Genomic DNA, 19,767 nt, shown 5'->3' with positions numbered 1-19,767 from the left:
AGATCGTGCTGATCGGGAGTGGGCGGTTTAGGATCCGTGCGGTTGGGCAAGGCGTGACGAGCATCCCTGCACCAAGACGGCAGTTTCGGGGGATACTGGGAAGGGCGCCACCCACGGGTGAGCCACATTGCGGCAATTGCAGAGAATGGAGCTTGACGACGTGGATGCGCGTTCGCTTGCGCTGGTCCGCGCCGATTTCCGCGGGGTGTCGGAGACACCTGGCGGGTCCGAGCGGCTGATCAGCGCCTTTTACGGTCACCTGTTCGCGCAGGACCCGAGATTGCGTGAGCTGTTTCCGCCTGCCATGGACATGCAGGCCAAGCGGATCACGACGGCGGTGCAGTTCGTCCTCGACCATCTCGAGGACTTCGAACGAGCGCAACGCTTCCTCGAGCAACTGGCCCGCGACCATCGCAAGTACGGGGTCGAAGCCGACCACTACGACCTGGCCGGACGCGCGCTGCTCGCGGCGCTGCGCACCTTCCACGGCAACCGCTGGACCAGGGAGCTCGACGAGGGCTGGCGCGACATCACCCTGTTGATCTCGGCGTCGATGGCGATCGGCGCCAATGAGGACACGTCGCAGCCGTACTGGGACGCCACCGTGGTGGGTCACCGGCGGGTGCTCGACGATCTGGCGATCGTGCGGTTGCAGGCCGACGGGCCCATTCCGTTCAAGGCCGGTCAGTATGTGCCGGTCGCGGTGCCGCAGCGGCCGAATATGTGGCGCTACTTCTCCCCCGCCATCCCCGCGAACCCCTATGGCGAAATCGAATTCCATGTGCGGCGGATCAGTGGTGGCTGGGTGAGCCCGGCGATCGTCAACGACACCAAGGTCGGCGATCGGTGGAAGATCGCCGGACCGCTCGGTGGTTTGCACGTGGACCGGGAGTCGGGGCGCGATGTGCTGATGATCGGCTCCGGCACGGGGATCGCGCCGTTGCGGGCGCAGCTGATCGAGATGAGTCAGCGTGGGATCAATCCGCGCGTGCACTTCTTCATCGGCGGGCGCTATCCCGGCGACCTCTACGACGTGGACAACATGTGGCAGCTCTCGCAATCCAATCCGTGGCTGACCGTGGTGCCGGTGTGCGAGGAACACACCAATCCCTGGTGGTATCCCCAGGATTCGGGCGAGGCGCCGATGGGCATGCCGCGTCGGCTGGTCGGTAATCTAGGAGCGGTGGTGACCAGCTTCGGCGCGTGGTCGGACCGTCAGATCCAGATCGCGGGATCGCCGACGATGATCGCCAACACCCGTTACGCGCTCCAGCGAGCCGGTACACCGAGTGAGATCATCGCCGCCGACCCTGTCTGAACCCGCCCTTCTCTTCGCGAAAGAGGCTGATGAGCAACGCTTTTCCAGACCCCGCATGGACGGCGACCGTCGTCGGTCACCACCGCTTGCGCCACGACCTCGCCGTGATCCGGCTGATCGGCGATTTCGTGCCGTTCGAAGCCGGGGGTTCGGTAGAGGTGGAGGTGCCACAGCATCCCGGAGTGCGGCGGCGGTTCTCCCCCGCGCTGCCGCCCTCGCTGGACGGCAAGCTCGAGTTCCATGTGCGGACGGTGCCCGGTGGGTGGTGTTCGAGTTCTATCGTCGCCGACACCAAACCCGGTGATCAGTGGCGAATCAATGCTCCCCATGGGGTTTTCGCGGTTGATCCCGATGCTGTCGAGGTGGTGATGATCGCCGGCGGTACCGGACTGGCGCCGATGCGCGCCCAGATCCTTGACCTGGCCCGCCGCGATACTCCGCCGCGCACCTATTTGTTCTTCGGCGGACGCTCGCCGCGCGACCTCTACGCCAACGACATGCTGTTCCTGCTGGCGGGCGAATTGCCTTGGCTTTCCGTCATTCCGGTTGTCGAGAACCCGGATGATCCTGCGGTGCGCGATGAATGGCATGAGCAGACCCGCTCCGACGTGGGCTTCGGTCCCGAGGAAATGCTCTACGGCACCCTCGCCGATGTCGCCGCCGCGCACGGTCCGTTCACCAAACACCAAGTCCTGGTGTGCGGCTCACCCGCGATGGTTCGCACCACCGTCGACCGCCTGATCGAATCAGGCACTCCCCCAGCGAACATCATCTCCGAAGGCGCCTGACATCCGCCGTAGGGATCAGCGATGGGTCGACGACAAACGGTGCCGACCTCAACGAGCGGGCCCGCAAGTGGGCAGGAACGATCGGGTTGGACGCCGAGTTCGAGGCTGCCGTCGATGCGATCGATCAGTATGCGATCGCCGACAAAGACAGCGACCCGCGGCAAACCTGATCCTCGATATGGGCGGCTGGTTGGCTTACCCTCAGCAGGGATTATGCGATACGCATGTCGCTCAGAGAGGTGGCGGTCGCGGATCTGGTCGTCCATCGACGCAACTGCTCCTGGTCGGCCCTGGATACCGCGTCGGTGATCTTGGTGGGTAGGTTACCGAACTTGATGGTCAACAGTTCGGTCAGCATCTCTCGCAGAGCGGCAATCCGCCCTTCGACCCGGCCTTCAGCCCGGCCTTCGGTACGTCCTTCGGTTCGGAGTCGGTCGGCGGTTGTCACGAAGGCCTCCTTCGCTTCGGGTCCGATGCTGTCAACGATGGGCTGCAGGCGCTCGTCAGGAGTGTCGCCCACACTCACAATGTACGTCAGGATCGCGATCAAGTCATCGCCAACCAACGCCATCAGGGCTGGTAGCAGCCGTTTGAGATCACTATCAAGGCGCTGATTGTCCGGAGCGGTCTTCAACAGCACTTGCAAGGCAAGGGTCTCGGGGATGTTGGGACGGGCGTAGAGCTCATCGATGGTCGCGGCGGTGAGGTCATCGAGGAGAAATCGTAGGTGGGGAACATGCTGGTCGAAAGCGGCCCGCAGGTCGGGACCGAGGTCGATCAGGTCGGCAACATCGGTCGGGGCGGTCCACCGCTTCCCATCGGGGCTGGCGTGGACGACGATCGGGATAACCAGCGGAAGGGTCTTGCTCTTCGGGTGATCACGCAGGTACCTGTTCCAGATCGACACCATGTAGTCGAGCATGCGTAGCGACATGAAATGGTCGCTGCTGGACTGGTGTTCCAGCAATAGGTAGAGGTATGCGTCACGGCCATCGAAACGGGCGCTGAACAACAGATCACTGTAGGTTCCGCGCAAGTGCCGGGAGACGAAGCTGATCGACTCGAGGGCGAGGCTGGACCAGTCGATGCGCGCGGCTAGAGCGGATGTGATGACCGGGCGAGCTTGGGCGGCTGCGTTGCTCGGCTGGCCGATGAAGTGCCGGAAGAGAGCATCGTGCGGTTTCGCTGCTGAATCCCCCATAGCGACAAGCTATCTCACGAGCTGGCGGCCGCCAAATGCGTGAAGCCGCACCAACCACCAGATGGCAATCCGCTCACCGCTCAGAACAAGGGATCGTGGCGGATCGATTGGGCTTGGGTGCCTGCTGGAATGACAAGTCAGAACAAGGGATCGTGTCTGATCGACTGGGCTTGGGTGCCTGCTGCCATCAAGCGGAACTTGGTGGTTTGGACCATCGAGGGGGAGCCGACTATTTGGACGTCGCGGTCTGCCCAGGGGCCGTAGCTGGCTACTACCTTGCCGATTTGGCCGGTCATGCGGGGTTCGAGGCCGGGGAGTTCGGGGTGGGGTTCGCCGGAGTCGTAGTACCACCAGGGGTTTTCGTCACTTTCGGTGACGGGGGTGACGGTGAGCCATTTGTTGGTGATGGCGAGTTGGCTCAGGACCTGGAGGTCGTAGAGGTCGCAGGGGTGGTGGCCGCCGACGAACAGGTGGACCTTCGGGTTCACCCGGCGCTGGGCCATCGCCATGATCTGGGCGCGCAGGGGGGCGATGCCGGAGCCACAGCCGACCATCAGCATCTTGCGTTTGGTGTTGCGTGGCACGCCGAGGCCGCCGAGGGGCGAGCCGAGTCGCCACTGGTCGCCGACGGCGGTGTGCGCGACCATCGCGGGGCTGACCCAGCCGCCGAGCACTCCGCGAATGTGGAACTCGATCTCGCCGTTGGCATTAGCCGGGTTCGCGGGCGAGAGATAACGCCACATGCGCGGCCGCGAGGGGATCTGCACGCTGAGGTACTGGCCTGCGGCATACTGCATCGGCTCGTCGAGCTGTACCCGGACGATCGAGAGATTGCGCAGCACCTCGCGATGTTCGACGACGGTGCCCGTCCAGGTGGCCGGTGTCGTTTCCTTGTCGGCTGCGCTGATCATCGCGCCGCTGATGGTGGCCAGGCCCTCATCCCACGCGCTGGCGACCTCGTCGGTCCACATCTCCGCACCGGCGAACAACCGCAGCGCCGACTTCAGCGAGTTGGCCACGGCCACATAGTGCGCCGGTTGCACGCCGTACTTGCGATGGTCGCGCCCGAGCTGGGCCAGGAACGGCAGCAGCTTGTCGGGCTCCTCCAGTCGTTCGAGGGCGTAGGCGATCGCGGTGACGAGTCGGTCGCGCTGGGCATCCATGGCAGCCGGGAAGTAGTCGCGGACACCGGGGTAGTCCGTGAAGAGGATCGAGTAGAACGAACTCGACAGCTTCTCGGACCCACCTTCTTCCGCAGCAACCGCCTTGAACGTAGTACGGATCAAAGCGATAGTCCGCGAATCCATATGTGTCACAACCTCGTTTCGCCATCGAACGCTAGCCGCGCCGGCGAGTGACGGGCTGGGAGGACACTCGTCAGCAGCCGATGCGAGAAGTCTAGGCGAGGTTTGCCAGCTTAGGAATCGTACTCTTAAACATCACGCATGTAATTCTTGAAATACCAGGCGGTTCCTAGTAGTTTCCCATGAAAACATACCCGAAGACCGTTAATTGCGGGTGAACACCTGCCCATGATTCCTCAAACCGCCCCGCATGCCAGACACCTGGAAACCAAAATGCCTGGTAGAGCGACTCTTCCGCTACACCTGCCGCCTGCCACAATCCGACGCGCCGGGCCATGACACGCCAGGTAGGTGCACCGGAGTGGCTGGGCGGGCACGGTGAATTGCGTTCCGTTTGATCCGAATTCAGCATCCCGGCAGCAAATTTTTGGACGTCCAGGGTGATAAATCCGCACCTCAGCGCGCCGCGGCACTACTTCCGATCAGCAAGATCATGAATAAGTGAGTTGCTGAATAGTCGCTGTACGGTCGCCGGGGGTTGACCGGAGACGGGCGAGCCCCCGGCTCGCATCCACCGCAGCGGATGTCGAACCGGAGGCTCGTCGCATCGAATACTGCTCAGCGCCGATGCCGTGGCTGCCACACCACGAGCGCGGTACTGCGCGCCGGCGGCGACAGATCGGGCCGGTAGCCCGCCCGCAACCGCTCCAGCTCCGCACTCATCTCCTCGACGCGCTGCTGCAACGCCTCCACCTGATTGGTGAGCTCGATGATGCGCTTGATGCCGGCGAGATTGACGCCCTCGTCCTGTGACAGGCGCTGCACTTCGCGCAGCACCTCCACATCGCGGGCCGAGTAACGGCGTCCGCCACCCGAGGTCCGTTGTGGGGTGACCAAACCCAGCCGGTCGTAGGTACGCAACGTCTGCGCGTGCATCCCCGCCAGCTGAGCCGCCACCGAGATCATGAAGAACTCGGCACGCGAGGTAGCACCCGAAACGGACTTCGGATCATCGGACATCAAGCACCCGCCCATCCTCCACGCGGTTCGAAGCCACTGGCCTTCTCCGCTTCCTGATAGCGCTTGAGCGCATCGGTGGCGTCGGAGTCGAGCGATTGCGGGACCGCGACCTTCACCGTGACCAGCAGGTCACCGGCGCCGCCTGCCGCACCGCGCTTGGGCACACCACGACCGCGAACCCGCAGGATACGCCCGTCGGCGGTGCCCGCGGGCACCTTCACGCCGACCCGGCCGTCCAGCGTCGGCACGGAAACTGTTGTCCCCAGTACCAATTCGCTGTAGCTCACCGGGAGCACCAGGGTGAGGTCGTCGCCCTGACGGCCGAAGACCTTGTCCTGGCTGACGTGCACGGTGACATACAGATCGCCCGAAGGCGCACCGCGCAGACCCGCCTCGCCCTGACCGGCGAGCCGGATCTTCTGCCCATCGCTGACGCCCGGTGGGATCCGGACGGTGATGGTGCGGGTGCGGTTCTGGATACCGGTACCCGAGCAGTCGGTGCACGGGTCGTCGATGATCGACCCGGTGCCGCGGCAGTCGTCGCAGGGCTCGCTGAAACCGAACGCGCCCTGATTACGGCTGACCACGCCAGCACCGTTGCAGTGCGGGCACACGCGCGGGCTGGTGCCCGGCTTGGCACCACTGCCGTGACAGGTGGTGCACGGCGACGGACTTGTCATCCGCAGCGGAACGGTGACGCCCTGGGCGGCCTCGCGGAAACCCAGGGTCGTCTCGGTCTCCACATCGGCACCGCGGCGCGGACGAGCCGCCGCCCGGCCGCCGCCACCCCGGTTGAACAGCCCACCCAGCAGATCGCCGAGCCCGCCGTCGCCCGCGGCGGCACCGGTGCCACCGGCCTGACCGAAGATGTCACCGATGTTGAAGTCCTGCGAAAAGCCGCCGCCGGCACCGGGGTTGAACCCGCCGCCGCCGTAGGCCCGGCCGCCACCGCCGCCGCCCGCGAACAGGCGGCGCGTGTCGTCGTACTCCTTGCGCTTGGCCGGATCCGACAGCACCGCGTTGGCCTCGCTGACGGTCTTGAACCGCTCCTCGGCCTTGGTATCACCCGGGTTGGAATCCGGGTGCAGGTCGCGGGCGAGCTTGCGGTAGGCCTTCTTGATCTCGTCCTGCGAGGCGCCAGAGGAGACACCCAGCTCCTTGTAGAAGTCCTTTTCGATCCACTCCCGTTGACTCACCGGGCATCTCCTCCTTTCTTATTCCTCGTTCGCGGCGGCATCCGCGTCCGATGCCTCCGCGTCGGTTACCCCGACCAACGCGTGCCGAAGCACCCGGTCGCCGAACCGATAGCCCTTGCGCATGACGATGCCGATCACCGGGTCGGCGCCCGAACCCTCGTGCTGCACTGCCTCGTGCAGCGTGGGGTCGAACGGGTCACCGGTGGCACCGAATTCGACGAGACCCTGCTTGGTGAGCGCGGTCTCGAGCTTGTCGGCGACGGACTTCAGCGGGCCGGAATCGAGGTCGCCGTGCGCCCTCGCCCGATCCAGATCGTCGAGCACCGCGAGCAATTCGGTGACCACCGACGCCTTGGCGGCGTCGATGTTGGCCTGCCTGTCACGCTCGACCCGGCGACGGTAGTTCGCGTATTCCGCGGTCAACCGCTGCAGGTCGGCCGTGCGCTCGGCCAGCTCGTCGTGCTCCGGTTCGACGACTTCGGCGTCGAGCGCGGAGTCCGCCGGGGCGGCCTCCGCGTTCTCGTCGGCAGTGTCGTCCAGGATTTCGGTGACCAACTCCTGCTCCGAGGAGTTCGCCTCGGTCACTTCTTGTCCGTGTCGACCGGCTCGTCCACGACCTCCGCGTCGACGACCTGGTCGTCGTCGGCCTGGCTCGGGCCCGCGCCGTTGCCGGACTGCGCGTCGGCGGCGGCACTGGCCTCGTAGATCGCCTGGCCAAGGGCCTGCGACTCGGTGGCCAGCTTCTCCACGGCCGACTTCACCGCGGAGATATCGGTGCCCTCGAGCGCCTGCTTGGCCTCGGTGACCGCGTTCTCCACCTTCGCCAGCTGATCGGCGGAGACCTGTGCGCCACCCTCGCTCAGCTTCTGCTCGTTGATGAACTTCTCGGTCTGGTGCACCAGCGACTCGGCCTGGTTGCGGGTCTCGGCCTCTTCACGGCGCGCCTTGTCGTCGGCGGCGTGCGCCTCGGCGTCGGCGACCATGCGCTCGATCTCTTCCTTGGACAGACCGGAGCCGTCCTGGATCTTGATCTTGTTTTCCTTGCCGGTGCCCTTGTCCTTCGCGGTGACGTGCACGATGCCGTTGGCGTCGATGTCGAAGGTGACCTCGATCTGCGGCACGCCGCGCGGGGCCGGGGGCAGGCCGGTGAGCTCGAAGGAGCCGAGCAGCTTGTTGTGCGAGGCGATCTCGCGCTCACCCTGGAACACCTGGATCTGCACCGAAGGCTGGTTGTCGTCAGCGGTGGTGAAGGTTTCCGAGCGCTTGGTGGGGATGGTGGTGTTGCGCTCGATGAGCTTGGTCATCACGCCACCCTTGGTCTCGATACCCAGCGACAGCGGGGTGACATCGAGCAGCAGGACGTCCTTGACCTCGCCCTTGAGCACGCCGGCCTGCAGCGCGGCGCCGACGGCGACGACCTCGTCCGGGTTCACGCCCTTGTTGGGCTCACGGCCGCCGGTCAGTTCCTTGACCAGGTCGGACACGGCGGGCATACGGGTGGAGCCACCGACGAGCACGACGTGGTCGATATCGGCCACGTTCAGGCCCGAGTCCTTGATCACGGACTGGAACGGCGCGCGGGTGCGATCCAGCAGATCGGAGGTGATCTTCTGGAACTCCGAGCGGGTGAGCTGCTCGTCGAGGAACAGCGGGTTCTTGTCCGCGTCGACGGTGATGTAGGGCAGGTTGATCGAGGTGGACTGGCCCGAGGACAGCTCGATCTTGGCCTTCTCCGAGGCCTCACGCAGACGCTGCATGGCCATCTTGTCCTTGGTCAGGTCGATGCCCGAGGACGCCTTGAACTTGTCGACCAGCCAGGACACGACGCGCTCGTCCCAGTCGTCGCCACCGAGGTGGTTGTCACCGGAGGTCGCGCGGACCTCGACGACGCCCTCACCGATTTCCAGCAGCGAGACGTCGAAGGTGCCGCCACCGAGGTCGAAGACCAGGATGGTCTGCTCTTTGTCGCCCTTGTCCAGGCCGTACGCGAGCGCGGCCGCGGTGGGCTCGTTGACGATGCGCAGCACGTTCAGACCGGCGATCTGGCCGGCTTCCTTGGTGGCCTGACGCTGGGCGTCTTCGAAGTAGGCCGGGACGGTGATCACGGCGTCGGTGATCTCCTCGCCCAGGTAGGCCTCGGCGTCGCGCTTCAGCTTCATCAGCGTGCGCGCGGAGATCTCCTGCGGCGTGTACTTCTTGTCGTCGATCTCCACGTTCCAGTCGGTGCCGATGTGGCGCTTGACCGAGCGGATGGTGCGATCGACGTTGGTGACCGCCTGGTTCTTCGCGGGCTGACCGACGAGAACCTCGCCGTTCTTCGCGAAGGCGACGATCGAGGGGGTGGTGCGCGAGCCTTCCGAGTTCGCGACGACGACCGGCTCGCCGCCTTCGAGCACGGCGACGACGGAGTTCGTGGTCCCGAGGTCGATTCCGACCGCACGAGCCATAGTGGTTTCCTCCTGTTTGACGTTTCGGTTGATGCAACGCTGAGCGTAGTGGGCTCAATCCTGCCTGCGAGATCCACCGCGAGTCAACCCGAAGTTGAGTCAGGGTCGCTCATGTTGTTGATCAGCACAACCAGTAGCTGCGGCGATTCATTCCCGCCACCCGAAAAAATTTCCCGACCCCCGAGCCATTCTTGCCACGAGTGCGCTCAACTGCAGCCCCTGATGCGCGATCGTGACGGTCCGGAGACCAACGACGGGCTATCGGGTGAGGCCGGGATGGATGCCGGGGCGAAGGCCGTTGCCCTCGGCGGTTCGGCGCAGTAGGTCGAGGAAGACGGCACGGTCCCCGGGAGACAGCGGAGACAGGACCTCGGCGTCCAGCTCGACCACTCGCTGCTCGGCTTCGGCCAAGAGGGCATGCGCGGCGGGCAGGAGATAGAGGGCGTGGGCTCGGCGGTCGCTGGGATGGCGGCGGCGTTCTACCAGGTCACGTTTCTCCAGTTCATCGACCAGTCCGACCATGACATTGCGGTGGATACCCAGCGCCTCGCCGAGCTCCTGCTGAGGGGTTCCCCTACTCGAAGAGAGACGATCGTGACTACCTCCCCCACTCCCCCCGCCGCGGATCCGCGGCGCTGGATCGCGTTCGCGGTGGTGCTGGCCGCCGGCTTCATGGATCTACTCGACGTGACCATCGTCAATGTGGCCGTGCCGAGCATTCGCAACGACCTGCGGGCCGAGTACTCACAGCTCGAATGGATCATCGCCGCCTACGTGCTCGCCTTCGCCGCGGTGTTGATCACCGGCGGGCGACTCGGCGACATCTACGGTCGCAAACGCGTCTTCCTGACCGGCATGGCCGGTTTCACGATCGCGTCGGCCGCCTGCGGACTGGCCACCGATCCGACCGTGCTCATCGGCTCCCGCTTCGCGCAGGGCGCGATGGGGGCGCTGATGGTGCCGCAGATTCTGGCCATCATCCAGACCACGTTCCCGAAAGAGGAGCGGGCCAAGGCGATTGCCGTGTACAGCGGTGTCGGCGGGTCCGCCTCAGCGGTCGGGCTCGCGCTCGGCGGCGTGCTGGTGCAGGCCGATCTGTTCGGGTTGGCTTGGCGGCCGATCTTCTTGGTGAACATCCCGGTCGGGATCGCGGGGTTCATCGCGGCGTGGTTCGTGATGAGCGATTCGAAGTCGGCGAAGCCGCCTCGACTGGATCCGGTCGGGATGGTGCTGGCGGTTTCCGCCGTACTGCTGCTGGTCTATCCACTGACCGAGGGGCGTCGACTCGATTGGCCTGCTTGGACTTTCGTGATGATGGGTGCGGCTCTCGTGGTGTTCGCCGCCTTCCTGTTCTATGAGCGCGGGCTCGCGCGGGCGGGGCGATCGCCACTGGTCGACCTCGGGCTGTTCCGGTCTCGGCCGTTCGCGATCGGGCTCGGCGCCTGGTTGCTGTTCTGGATCGCGATGGGTGGATTCTTCCTGGTGTGGACGTTGTTCATGCAGGGTGGTCTCGGGTGGTCGCCGTTGCGGGCCGGGCTCACTTCGGCGCTGTTCGCGGTGGGTGCCGGTGTGGGAGCGGGGCTTTCGGTCGGGGTGCTCGCCGCTCGCTACGGGCGCAAGGTGTTGATGATCGGGGCCCTGGTGAACGCGGCGGGATTCGCGCTGTACGGGGCGATGGGAGTGCGGTACGGGAGTGAGTTCACCTCGTGGCAGATGGCGTTGCCGTTGCTGATCACCGGGGCCGGGTTCGGGATGGTGGTCGCGCCGACGCTCGAGCTGCTACTCGGGCAGGTGCCGATTCGAGAGGCCGGGTCGGCGTCCGGCTTGCTCAACACGGGGCAGCAGTTGGGGACCGCGCTGGGTGTCGCGCTGGTCGGCGTGCTGTTCTTCACCGCACTGGACCGGGATTCGGATCGCGGGGTGGAATCGGTGACGCCGCAGATCCGGGCGGAGTTGGCGGTCGAAGGAGTGCCGGTGGGGGTGCGGGATCAGATCGTGGCCGGGTTCGCGGCGTGTGTGCACGATCGGTCGGCCGAGGACGACCCGGCTGTGGTGCCTGCCAGCTGTCAGCCGAATTCTGTTGGTGACGCGGCAGTTTCGCGAGTTCTCGCGGAAGCGGGCACCGAGGCGAACGCGGTGAACTTCGCCGAGTCGTTCCGGCACACGCTGTTCTACGGCATCGGGATGCTGCTGTTGGTGTGCCTCGGATTCCTCGCCCTGCCGAAGGCCGCGAAGCTGGAACAACGGGTGCTCGATGATGAGCGGGAAAACGTCACAGTATGAAACGGCCAGGGGCGTACGGATTGCCGTGCGCCCCGGCACTCTGGAAGGAATCGCATGTACACAGTTGATTTGCTTGCCGTCGGGCGTGGTCGCGAAGTTGTCGATGCCGCACTCGGCTATGTCGGCGGGCTCGGATTCCGCGTTCTCGGGTCGACCGCCGACGAGGAGGCTCTTGCGGTTCTCGGGCGAGAGCGGGTTCGTCTGCTGGTGATCGGCGGTGGGGTCGAAGCCGAGTCTCGGAAGGTGTTGACGGCTGCGGCCGAGGCGCACGGCGCCACCGTTGTCCAAGCGGAGCGTGCCGGGCGTGGGATCGAGCAGTATCTCGCGGAAGAGGTCGTGCCGGTGCTGGGTGGGTGACCGCACGCTCGAGTCCAAACCTCGCTTTGCCCTTAATATTCGGGGCATCGATACGGGTGCGAACCAGTTGTGGCGGCACTAGTTTCGGGGGTATGCGTGCATTGAGCAAGGTTCAGTGGAAGCGGGCGTTCGGCGGGGTCGCTGTGATTGCCGCGTTGGCCGGGGGCGGGATGGTCGCGTCCGCGGGAAGTGCCGTGGCTGACAGCGGGGTCGCCATTGCCGATGACGGGTGCACGTTTTCTTCGCTCGGCGGGTCTTGCAGCGATCCGGGACCGGTGGGGCATGCGCTGATCGCGGTTCGGGAGTTCGCGAAGAGTCTGGGGTACGGGACCGGAAGTTCTTCGGGCACTGCCTATTTCATCTGACGGCTGTCGGCGACACGACATCGGCGGGCCTGCCAGTGGCAGGCCCGCCGATGCTGACCGACTCACCTGGTGGGGTGGGGCGTCCTGGTGAGGTGGTCAGTGTTGCGGCCTTTCATGGTCAGGCCGATGACCGTCGTCAGGACGGCTCCGACGGCGCCGCCGCCGCCGACCTGACCGATGATCTGACCGAAGTCGAGTCCACTACTGGTGGCCGCCTGGATGATTCCGCCCGTGATGCCGCCGCCGACCGCGCCCGCGGCGCTGCTGGTGGCGACATTGAGGCCGGGTTTACCGAAGCCTGCCAGATTGCCTCCGACGAGTCCGCCGAGTAGGCCGAGTAGCCATTCCATGGTGCTCTCCTCGCGTGGGAACGGGTGAAGCGTTGGGGACCTATCGACGGTGCGGATCGCTCTTGTCGTCGGCGCTGCGCTGATTGCTGCCGACCGCGTTGTTCTCATAGGTAACCGGGATCTCGCCACTGGGTAGGTCGTCGATGTGGCCCATCGCCGGTGCCGCGGCGCGATCCAACGGCGCTCGGCGAACTTCGTCACCGATCGGGCTGCGCTTCTGCCCGGTATCCACCTTGCCTATTGTGTTGGGCCGCAACCGTTCCGTTGATTCGGTCATGCGAGGAGCGGCCACCTTCGGCGGGGTGGGAACGGCCGGCTTCGGGGTTGCCGGACGGTCGAACCGGGGCGGGGCGGGAGCGGCGGCGGTCTGCGGTGCGGTGAACCCACGCGCGTGGGCAGGCGCGGAAACCTCGGCCGTACGACGACGGCGACCGATCATCGCCATGAGCCCACCCGCGAGCGCCGCGATCGCCAATCCGATCGGCAGGCCCCACCATTTGTTGATCCCTGAGTCGTCGGCGACTACCGGGGCGGCCGCGGGCGCGGGGGCTGGCACGGGTACGTTTCCTTCCACATTGGGTGCACCGGCCCGGAATCCGGGCAGGGTCGCCGCGAGTGCGGCAGGCACGGTGGTCAATCCACCGGCTTCCGACCAGTTGATCTCAGTACCCTCCGGACCGGCGAACTGCGCGGTATCGACTCCCTCGGCGCTCACCATGTCGGCGGTGGGGTAGCCGAACGGGCCGGCGACGTCGCCGCTGGCGCGCCAAGCTCCCAGCACCGGGCCCTTGACCACCCAGGCTTGCGATCCCTCGTTCCAATAGATCGCGGCCCCACCGGGTGCGGCGAAATCATTGAAGCGACCTGCGCCGTCACTGGTGGCGGCTTCGTCATTGGTGGGGAACCCGAGAGCACCCTCCGGACCGCCCAGAGCGCGGTATTTGTCACCGATCGCGCCGTACATCACTTTGGCGCCGTTATCCGGCGAGTAATAGATGTATCCACCGGTATAGGCGCGTTCAGCGCCGCCGGGCAGCTCGGTCGCGGCCTCTAGCGGCTGACCGAGGAGTGAACCGGCGCCACCGAAGGCCTCGTATCGGGCGTCGATAGCACTGACCGCATCCGCGCTCGGCTGGGCCATAACGCTCGGCGCGGGGCCGAGCAGCCCGACAGCGAGCACCGTCATGCCACCGATAGCGAGAATACGGCTACGTCGATGGTTTTCGGGTCGGCGATAATGCGCGAGAATACTCATTTTCATAACTCCTCTTCCAGAGTTGCCGCCGCAGCGGTGAAACGCATCTCGAATTCCGCCCGGCTCAACGGCGATGACGGCGGTCCTTCTTGTCGCTCGGCGGGACGTCCTTCCTCGGCTGGCCCGGATCGGCACGGTGAGCTCCGGCCTTCGGCCCATTGCCGGCGATGTTGTCGGCAGGGTGCTCACCGGTCGACCGTTCCACCCATTCCGTGCGCGGTGCCCGATGGCCGTCACCGACATAGATCGCGTGCACGTCCTTGTCCTGCGCCTCCGACTCGTGGACGAACGTGGACGTGGTGTCACCACGGTGCTCGACCACCCGCTCGACCGGGCGCTCCACGTACTTGTGCACGATCACCGGCTTCTCGACGACGACCTCGACGATCTTCTCCACCGGCTTCTCGACAACCCGCTCGACCTCCTTGTAGACCGGCCGTTCGACGATGCGTTCGACGATCGTTTCGATGGGATGCTCGACCACCCGCTCCTCGACGATCTCGACGTCCTTGTGGACAACCTTCTCGATGAGAATCGGGGTCTGCACGGTCTTCTCGAACACCTTCTCCACCGGCTTGTCGACCACCTTCTCGACGATCTTCGGCTGCTCGACAACCTTCTCCACCACCCGATCCACCGGCTTGTCGATCACCTTCTCGATGATGTTGGGCATCTCGACGACCCGGTTGACCACCCTGTCGACCGGCTTCTCGACGATGTTCTCGACAACATGCGGCTTCTCCACGACGGTATCGACGATGCGGTCGACGATCTTCTCGATCACGTTCTCGACGATGTTGGGCTTCTCCACCGTCTTGGCGACCGGGCGGTCCACCGGCTTCTCGATCACCTTCTCGATGATGTTGGGCTTCTCGACAATCCGGGAAACCGGCCGATCGACCAGCTTCTCGATGATGTTCTCGATCAGGTTGACCTTCTCGACCACCTTCTGCACGATGCGGTCGACCGGCTTCTCCACCACCTTCTCGACCACATGCGGCTTCTCGACCACCCGCTCGACCACGCGATCGACCGGCTTCTCCACCACCTTCTCGACGATGTTGGGCCGCTCCACGACCTTCTCGACCACGCGATCGACCGGCTTCTCCACCACCTTCTCGACGATGTTGGGCCGCTCCACGACCTTCTCGACGACACGATCGACGACCTTCTCGACCGGCTTCTCCACGATTCGCTCCACGAGCACTTCCCGCGGCACCTCGACGATCTTGACTACCGGCTTCTCGACGACCACCTCGACGATCCGCTCGACCGGCTTCTCCACGGTCTTGTAGACGATCTTCTCGACCGGCACCTCGATGATCTTCTCGACGATCTTCTCCACCGGCTTCTCGACGATCGTCTCGATGATCTTGTCCACCGGCTTCTCGACGACCCGTTCGACGATGCGCTGGACAGGTACTTCGACGACCTTGTCGACGACCGAGACCACCGGCTTCTCGACCCGACGCTGGACCTTGACCGGCTTGTCGACCACGTTGTCGCGAATATCGACGATCAGATTCTCGACCAGGCGCTGCACCTCGGTGGGCCGGGTCTGCACGTTGTCGACGATGTTGACGACCAGCTTCTCCACCAGTCGCTGCACGTCGACGGGCTTATCGGTGATCTTGTCGACGATGTTGACCACCGGGTGCTCGACATTGCGCCGCACATCGATCGGCTTATCGGTGACCTTGTCGACGATCTTGACGATGGGGTGCTCGACGAGGCGGTGCACATCGATCGGCTTGTCGACGACGTCGTCGACGACGTTGACCACCGGCCGTTCGATGCGGCGGGACACCCGCACCGGCTTGTCCACAACCTCGTCGACGATGTGCACGGCCGGCCGCTCTACCAGGCGGTTGATGGTCACGGGCTTGTCGACTACGTCGTCGTGCACCGAGACCACCGGATGCTCGACCATGCGGTTGACGGTGACGGGCTTGTCGACCACGTCGTCGTGCACAGACACCACTGGATGTTCCACCATGCGGTTGACGGTCACCGGCCGGTCGACCACGTTGTCGACGGTGTCGACAACTAGCCGTTCGATCAGGCGCTCCATCGTGACCGGCCGGTCCACCACCGTCTCAACTGGCTGCTCGACCAGCCGCTGCACGGTGTAAGGGTGGTCGACGACATTATCCGTCACGTTCAGCGGCTGATTCTTCGGCTGCTGCGGTCGATTATCGAAATTAGCCATGACGCCTCCGAGGTGAATTCGTCGTGAGAAACCTCAACGACGGTCAAGAAGGGTGCTACCTGACGATTCCGGTGAACGATGCATCGGATTACAGCCTCCCACCATGCCAAACGGAATGAAAGGCGAGTCACCGACACGTATAGAATTCCTTTTGATAACTTCTTCGCAAATACGCGTGTCGGTCCCGATAGGGGCATCGCCGGGAGAATACACACATAACCCGGCGTAGCGAATAACGATTCCGCATCTCACATCGAATTGATATTCGATATTCAGGCGCGGAATTCGGCTAGAATTCCTTCCGCACTGCGGGCCGCGGCACGGCACGCGGTGGTGGTGGCTTGGTCGGCGAGCGGGTGGGCGGCTCGCGTTCGCCAGGTACGGACGGCGGCGAAGGCCGTGGCGCGCAGGGAATCCGGGTCGGCCTCGGCGGACAGCCCCAAGCGAAGATGCGCCGCCACGCCCGCGCCGCCGAGAATGCGGTGCAGGTCGGCGAGAACTGTTGGGGGCAGGGGTAATTCGTCGGTGCGCAGGCGTCCGAGCAGCCGGAGCTCGGTGAAACCGTGTACGTCGGCGAGCCGGGCCCGCACGCGCGGCCGCAGGCGATCTGCTTCGGTGCCGGGGTAAGCGGCCAGGATCCGGTCCAGCGTACTCAGCGCCGAATGCGCCTTCAGCTCCTCGGCGCGCTGGCCGAACTGGACCTCGAGGACCGAACGTAGTTCCTCGATGCCACTGCGGGCCGCCAATTCCGCTGCCAGCGAAGAGGAATCGCGGACGCCGAGTCGAATCAGCATGGTGGCCATGCGAATACCGAACAAGCCGAAGCGATCCGCCAGCTGCGCACGCAGTTCGGGGGCGACCGGCAACGCGATATCGGCGCGGGCGAATCGGTCCGCCGAGAGCAACGCGATCCCGAGGTCCTCCGCGGGCACCGCGGACAGCGCCTCGAACGCCGCGAACTCCGGCTGCCGCAGCGTCGAAGCGGCGAACGCGAGCAAACCTGCCACCGGAATCACCGCCTGGCACAGGCCGGTTCGTTCCAGCTCGCCGGCGAACCGGGCGGCGACATCGCGGGCCGAATGCAGCGCGTCGATGCGGCCAGAACCGATCTCGTCGGCGCGCGAGACCACCCCGATCACGCCGAGCGGGCCCGCACCACCGGCGCCCGCACCGATCTGCTCGAGAAAGCGCACGTCGGCGGCATCGAGACGGCGCAGCAGATAGACGACGGCGTCGGCGCCGGACACCGAGATCGGCGCGGCGCCTGTCCGCGAATCGTCCTGGGCGTCAGCGGGAGTGAGCAGCCGCGCGGTGCGCAGCGACACCTCACGCGACAGCGACGAGGTGCCGGGGGTGTCGATGATCGTGGTCTGCGACAAAGCCTGCGACGGCCAGCCGACCTCGAGATGGTCGACCTCGCGGGGGCCGCGCGCATCCCAGCGCAGGCCGTTCAGGTCGAAGGTGAGTCCGTGCGCGCCGCTACCGCGTCGCACGATCACATTCGCGCGCGAGCCATCGGCCGCGTGGGCGGTGACCGTGGGGGTGGCGCCGTCGCGGTACCAGGTGACGACGCGAGTGCACTCGGTGGCATCGGTCGGGGCGACCGCCTGGCCGACCAGCGCGTTCAGCAACGTCGACTTGCCCGCCTTGATCGAACCGGCCAGCGCGACGCGCAGCGGCTCACGCAAGCGGTACTCGCATTCGGCGAGCAGGGTGCGCGCGTACTCGTCGCGGCCGAACATCCGCGCCGCCGCGCCGATCAGCTCGTGCGCTTCGGCCAGGATCGGTAGTGTGGTCCGGTCGCCGGGCGCGGCGGTGTCGAAACGGTGGGTCACCCAGATACCGTACCGTCGGCCCGTCTCAGTTCGACCTGCATCGATTCCGCGTAACGGCGCAGCTCGGCGACCGCGTGCAGTTGGCGTTCCAGCACCACAGTGCGCTCGGCGCGGTGCGCGGCCGCCATCGCCGCCGCGTCCTGTGCGGCGCGCAGGGAAGCGTCGATCGAGCGCAGGCTGCGCTCGGCCACTCCGGCGAAATGGTCGCGCAGCGCACGGTGGATGCGGTGCAGCCGGTCCTTGGTGTCCTTGGCCGCCTGGAATGCCACGTCGTCCAGGAACCGGCGCACCTCGCCGTTGGCTTCGATGCGGCGGCGCGCCAGTCGGGCCGACTTGTCATCGCGATAGGCCTTGCCGCCGACGATCAGGCCCGCGCCGAGCGAGATCGGGTTCAGCATGGCCAGGCCGGCGAAGGTCGTGGCCAGACCGATCATCAGCACGCCGCCGTAGGAGCCGCGCATGCCGACCAGCACCTTGCTCGTGAAGCCGATATCCGGCTCGAGATCGGCCAGCGAACCCGAGCTCACCAGGCCGCTCTCGTCGTCCATCCCGGCGCGCACCTCCGGCAGCTCGACCGCGCCGACCTCATGGAAGTGGCCCGCGATCCGTTCGGCGAGCAGTTCGGCTCTGTGGTGGGTGAGCAGCAGGTTGTCGCCGAGCGCGGTGTCGACGGTGCCGGTGAGCCATTCGGTGATCGCGCCCCAATGCCTGCCCGGGTCGTTCTCGTCGATCCACTCCTGGCCGGTGCGGGCGATGCCGCGCAGGCGGTCGCGCAGGTCGTGGTCGACGTCGCCGACGAGATCGGTGATGCCATCGGTGAGGGTCTGCTGCCAGGTCGCGGTCCGTCGCTGCAAGTCCTCGGCGGCGGCGCGGGCCGACTTCAGCTCGTTGACCGCGGCCGTGCCGCTGGCCGGATCGCGCAGCGCGACCAGCTCGCTGCCCAGCACCAAAGCCAGATGTTCTGCCGCCGAATGTAATTCGCGAGCCACTGCCTGCCGGGTGACCGCCTGATCGCGGGCGACCACCCGATCCCGCAGGAAACCGAACAGCACGCCGAAACCGGACTCCATGCCCAGCTCCGCGTCCTGCAGTCGCAGGGCGTGCGCGCGCAGCAGCGCCGACACCGGGATCAAGGTGACATCGGTTTCCGCGCGCAGCAGATGGGCGCGGTCGGCTTCGAGCACCTGGCGCCAGTGCGGGTACAGGTCGGTCTTGGTGAGCAGGACGGCGACGGCGGGACACATTTCGCGGATCTGCCGGACGAAGGTGAGCTCGGGTTCGGTGAGCTCGGTGGAGGCATCGGAGAGCACGAGCACCGCGTCGGCGGCCGCGGCGAGGCTGAGTACACCTGCGGCGCAAGCACTTCCGTGTCCGCCGACGCCCGGGGTATCGATCAGGACGATGCCGTCGGCCAGCAGTTGGCTGGGGAGCTCGGCCTCGATCCGGACGACCTGTCTGCCCTGCGCCAGTGGGCTGCGGGCATCGATGTCGCCGATCTCGTCGAACGGGATCTCCACCCGCGATTCGTCGGTACCCGGCGCGGCGAGCACCAGGTACGCGCGCTGCTGCGCGCCGTCGGACAGCTGCAGGGGCAGCATGGTGGTCGCGTCGTCGCCGACCCGGCACACATCCAACCCGAGCAGTGCGTTCACGAACCGGCTCTTGCCCTGACCGAGCTGCCCGGTGACGACGATCCGGTGCCGCGGGTCGCGTACCCGCTCGGCCACCTTCTCGAGGCGTCCGACCAGGTCATCGCGGCCCGCGGCGTGTGCCGCCGCGACGGTGTCGGACAACACCGTCGTCAGCGGCACAGCGTTCGGTGCGAGAATCGCCATCGCA

At 65.8% G+C, this 19,767-nt stretch carries 17 protein-coding genes; 5 read left to right on the top strand and 12 right to left on the bottom strand.

Annotated elements, in window-relative coordinates; genetic code table 11:
* The first annotated feature begins 160 nt into the window (after window positions 1–160).
* Window positions 161–1,318, top strand: coding sequence for an FAD-binding oxidoreductase (locus ACFWO8_RS11640; protein WP_378948112.1), 1,158 nt, complete (start codon window positions 161–163; stop codon window positions 1,316–1,318).
* Between the two features lie 29 nt (window positions 1,319–1,347).
* Window positions 1,348–2,106, top strand: coding sequence for an FAD-binding oxidoreductase (locus tag ACFWO8_RS11635; protein ID WP_378948109.1), 759 nt, complete (start codon window positions 1,348–1,350; stop codon window positions 2,104–2,106).
* 211 nt (window positions 2,107–2,317) lie between these two features.
* On the opposite strand, the gene ACFWO8_RS11630 is transcribed toward ACFWO8_RS11635, so the two are convergent.
* The 7 genes from ACFWO8_RS11630 to ACFWO8_RS11600 all read right to left on the bottom strand — a co-directional run bounded on the left by ACFWO8_RS11630 (window position 2,318) and on the right by ACFWO8_RS11600 (window position 9,901).
* Window positions 2,318–3,307, bottom strand: coding sequence for an Rpn family recombination-promoting nuclease/putative transposase (locus ACFWO8_RS11630; protein ID WP_378948106.1), 990 nt, complete (start codon window positions 3,305–3,307; stop codon window positions 2,318–2,320).
* 137 nt (window positions 3,308–3,444) lie between these two features.
* Window positions 3,445–4,614 (bottom strand): FAD-binding oxidoreductase, encoded by a 1,170-nt coding sequence (locus tag ACFWO8_RS11625; RefSeq protein WP_378948103.1) that lies wholly within the window; start codon window positions 4,612–4,614, stop codon window positions 3,445–3,447.
* 615 nt (window positions 4,615–5,229) lie between these two features.
* A complete protein-coding gene (locus tag ACFWO8_RS11620; protein WP_101468370.1) occupies window positions 5,230–5,631 on the bottom strand; it encodes a heat shock protein transcriptional repressor HspR in 402 nt (133 codons plus the stop codon).
* A complete protein-coding gene (dnaJ, locus tag ACFWO8_RS11615; protein ID WP_378948097.1) occupies window positions 5,631–6,827 on the bottom strand; it encodes a molecular chaperone DnaJ in 1,197 nt (398 codons plus the stop codon). Before dnaJ ends, ACFWO8_RS11620 begins: the two co-directional genes overlap by 1 nt.
* A gap of 18 nt (window positions 6,828–6,845) precedes the next feature.
* On the bottom strand, window positions 6,846–7,412 hold the full coding sequence (gene grpE, locus ACFWO8_RS11610; RefSeq protein ID WP_378948094.1) for a nucleotide exchange factor GrpE: 567 nt from the start codon (window positions 7,410–7,412) through the stop codon (window positions 6,846–6,848).
* On the bottom strand, window positions 7,409–9,274 hold the full coding sequence (gene dnaK, locus ACFWO8_RS11605) for a molecular chaperone DnaK (RefSeq protein ID WP_378948089.1): 1,866 nt from the start codon (window positions 9,272–9,274) through the stop codon (window positions 7,409–7,411). Before dnaK ends, grpE begins: the two co-directional genes overlap by 4 nt.
* A 258-nt stretch (window positions 9,275–9,532) precedes the next feature.
* Entirely contained in the window at window positions 9,533–9,901 is a 369-nt protein-coding gene (locus ACFWO8_RS11600) for a MarR family winged helix-turn-helix transcriptional regulator (protein WP_378948262.1), read from the bottom strand.
* On the opposite strand from ACFWO8_RS11600, the gene ACFWO8_RS11595 reads away from it, so the two are divergent.
* From ACFWO8_RS11595 to ACFWO8_RS11585, 3 genes are all read left to right on the top strand, one after another.
* Window positions 9,869–11,557, top strand: a complete 1,689-nt coding sequence (locus ACFWO8_RS11595; protein WP_378948084.1) for an MFS transporter — start codon at window positions 9,869–9,871, stop codon at window positions 11,555–11,557. The two genes, ACFWO8_RS11600 and ACFWO8_RS11595, sit on opposite strands and share 33 nt — an antisense overlap.
* 54 nt (window positions 11,558–11,611) lie before the next feature.
* Window positions 11,612–11,914: a hypothetical protein gene (locus ACFWO8_RS11590; protein WP_378948081.1), complete on the top strand. Its 303-nt coding sequence runs from the start codon at window positions 11,612–11,614 to the stop codon at window positions 11,912–11,914.
* 92 nt (window positions 11,915–12,006) lie between these two features.
* Window positions 12,007–12,279, top strand: coding sequence for a hypothetical protein (locus ACFWO8_RS11585; RefSeq protein ID WP_378948078.1), 273 nt, complete (start codon window positions 12,007–12,009; stop codon window positions 12,277–12,279).
* A gap of 62 nt (window positions 12,280–12,341) precedes the next feature.
* Here ACFWO8_RS11585 and ACFWO8_RS11580 read toward each other — a convergent pair whose 3' ends face one another.
* From ACFWO8_RS11580 to ACFWO8_RS11560, 5 genes are all read right to left on the bottom strand, one after another.
* Entirely contained in the window at window positions 12,342–12,629 is a 288-nt protein-coding gene (locus tag ACFWO8_RS11580; protein ID WP_378948075.1) for a hypothetical protein, read from the bottom strand.
* A 40-nt stretch (window positions 12,630–12,669) separates the two neighbouring features.
* Window positions 12,670–13,815 (bottom strand): LGFP repeat-containing protein, encoded by a 1,146-nt coding sequence (locus tag ACFWO8_RS11575; protein WP_378948072.1) that lies wholly within the window; start codon window positions 13,813–13,815, stop codon window positions 12,670–12,672.
* A 133-nt stretch (window positions 13,816–13,948) separates the two neighbouring features.
* Window positions 13,949–16,093: a hypothetical protein gene (locus tag ACFWO8_RS11570; protein WP_378948069.1), complete on the bottom strand. Its 2,145-nt coding sequence runs from the start codon at window positions 16,091–16,093 to the stop codon at window positions 13,949–13,951.
* A gap of 272 nt (window positions 16,094–16,365) precedes the next feature.
* A complete protein-coding gene (locus ACFWO8_RS11565) occupies window positions 16,366–17,835 on the bottom strand; it encodes a dynamin family protein (protein WP_378948259.1) in 1,470 nt (489 codons plus the stop codon).
* Window positions 17,836–17,924: 89 nt separating this feature from the next.
* Window positions 17,925–19,763 carry a dynamin family protein gene (locus ACFWO8_RS11560; RefSeq protein ID WP_378948066.1) on the bottom strand — a complete coding sequence of 613 codons (1,839 nt, stop codon included), beginning with the start codon at window positions 19,761–19,763 and terminating at the stop codon, window positions 17,925–17,927.
* Window positions 19,764–19,767: the final 4 nt, after the last annotated feature.

This window comes from Nocardia sp. NPDC058480, assembly GCF_042720495.1.
GTDB lineage: Bacteria > Actinomycetota > Actinomycetes > Mycobacteriales > Mycobacteriaceae > Nocardia.
This window is presented reverse-complemented; position numbering and strand designations above follow the sequence as displayed.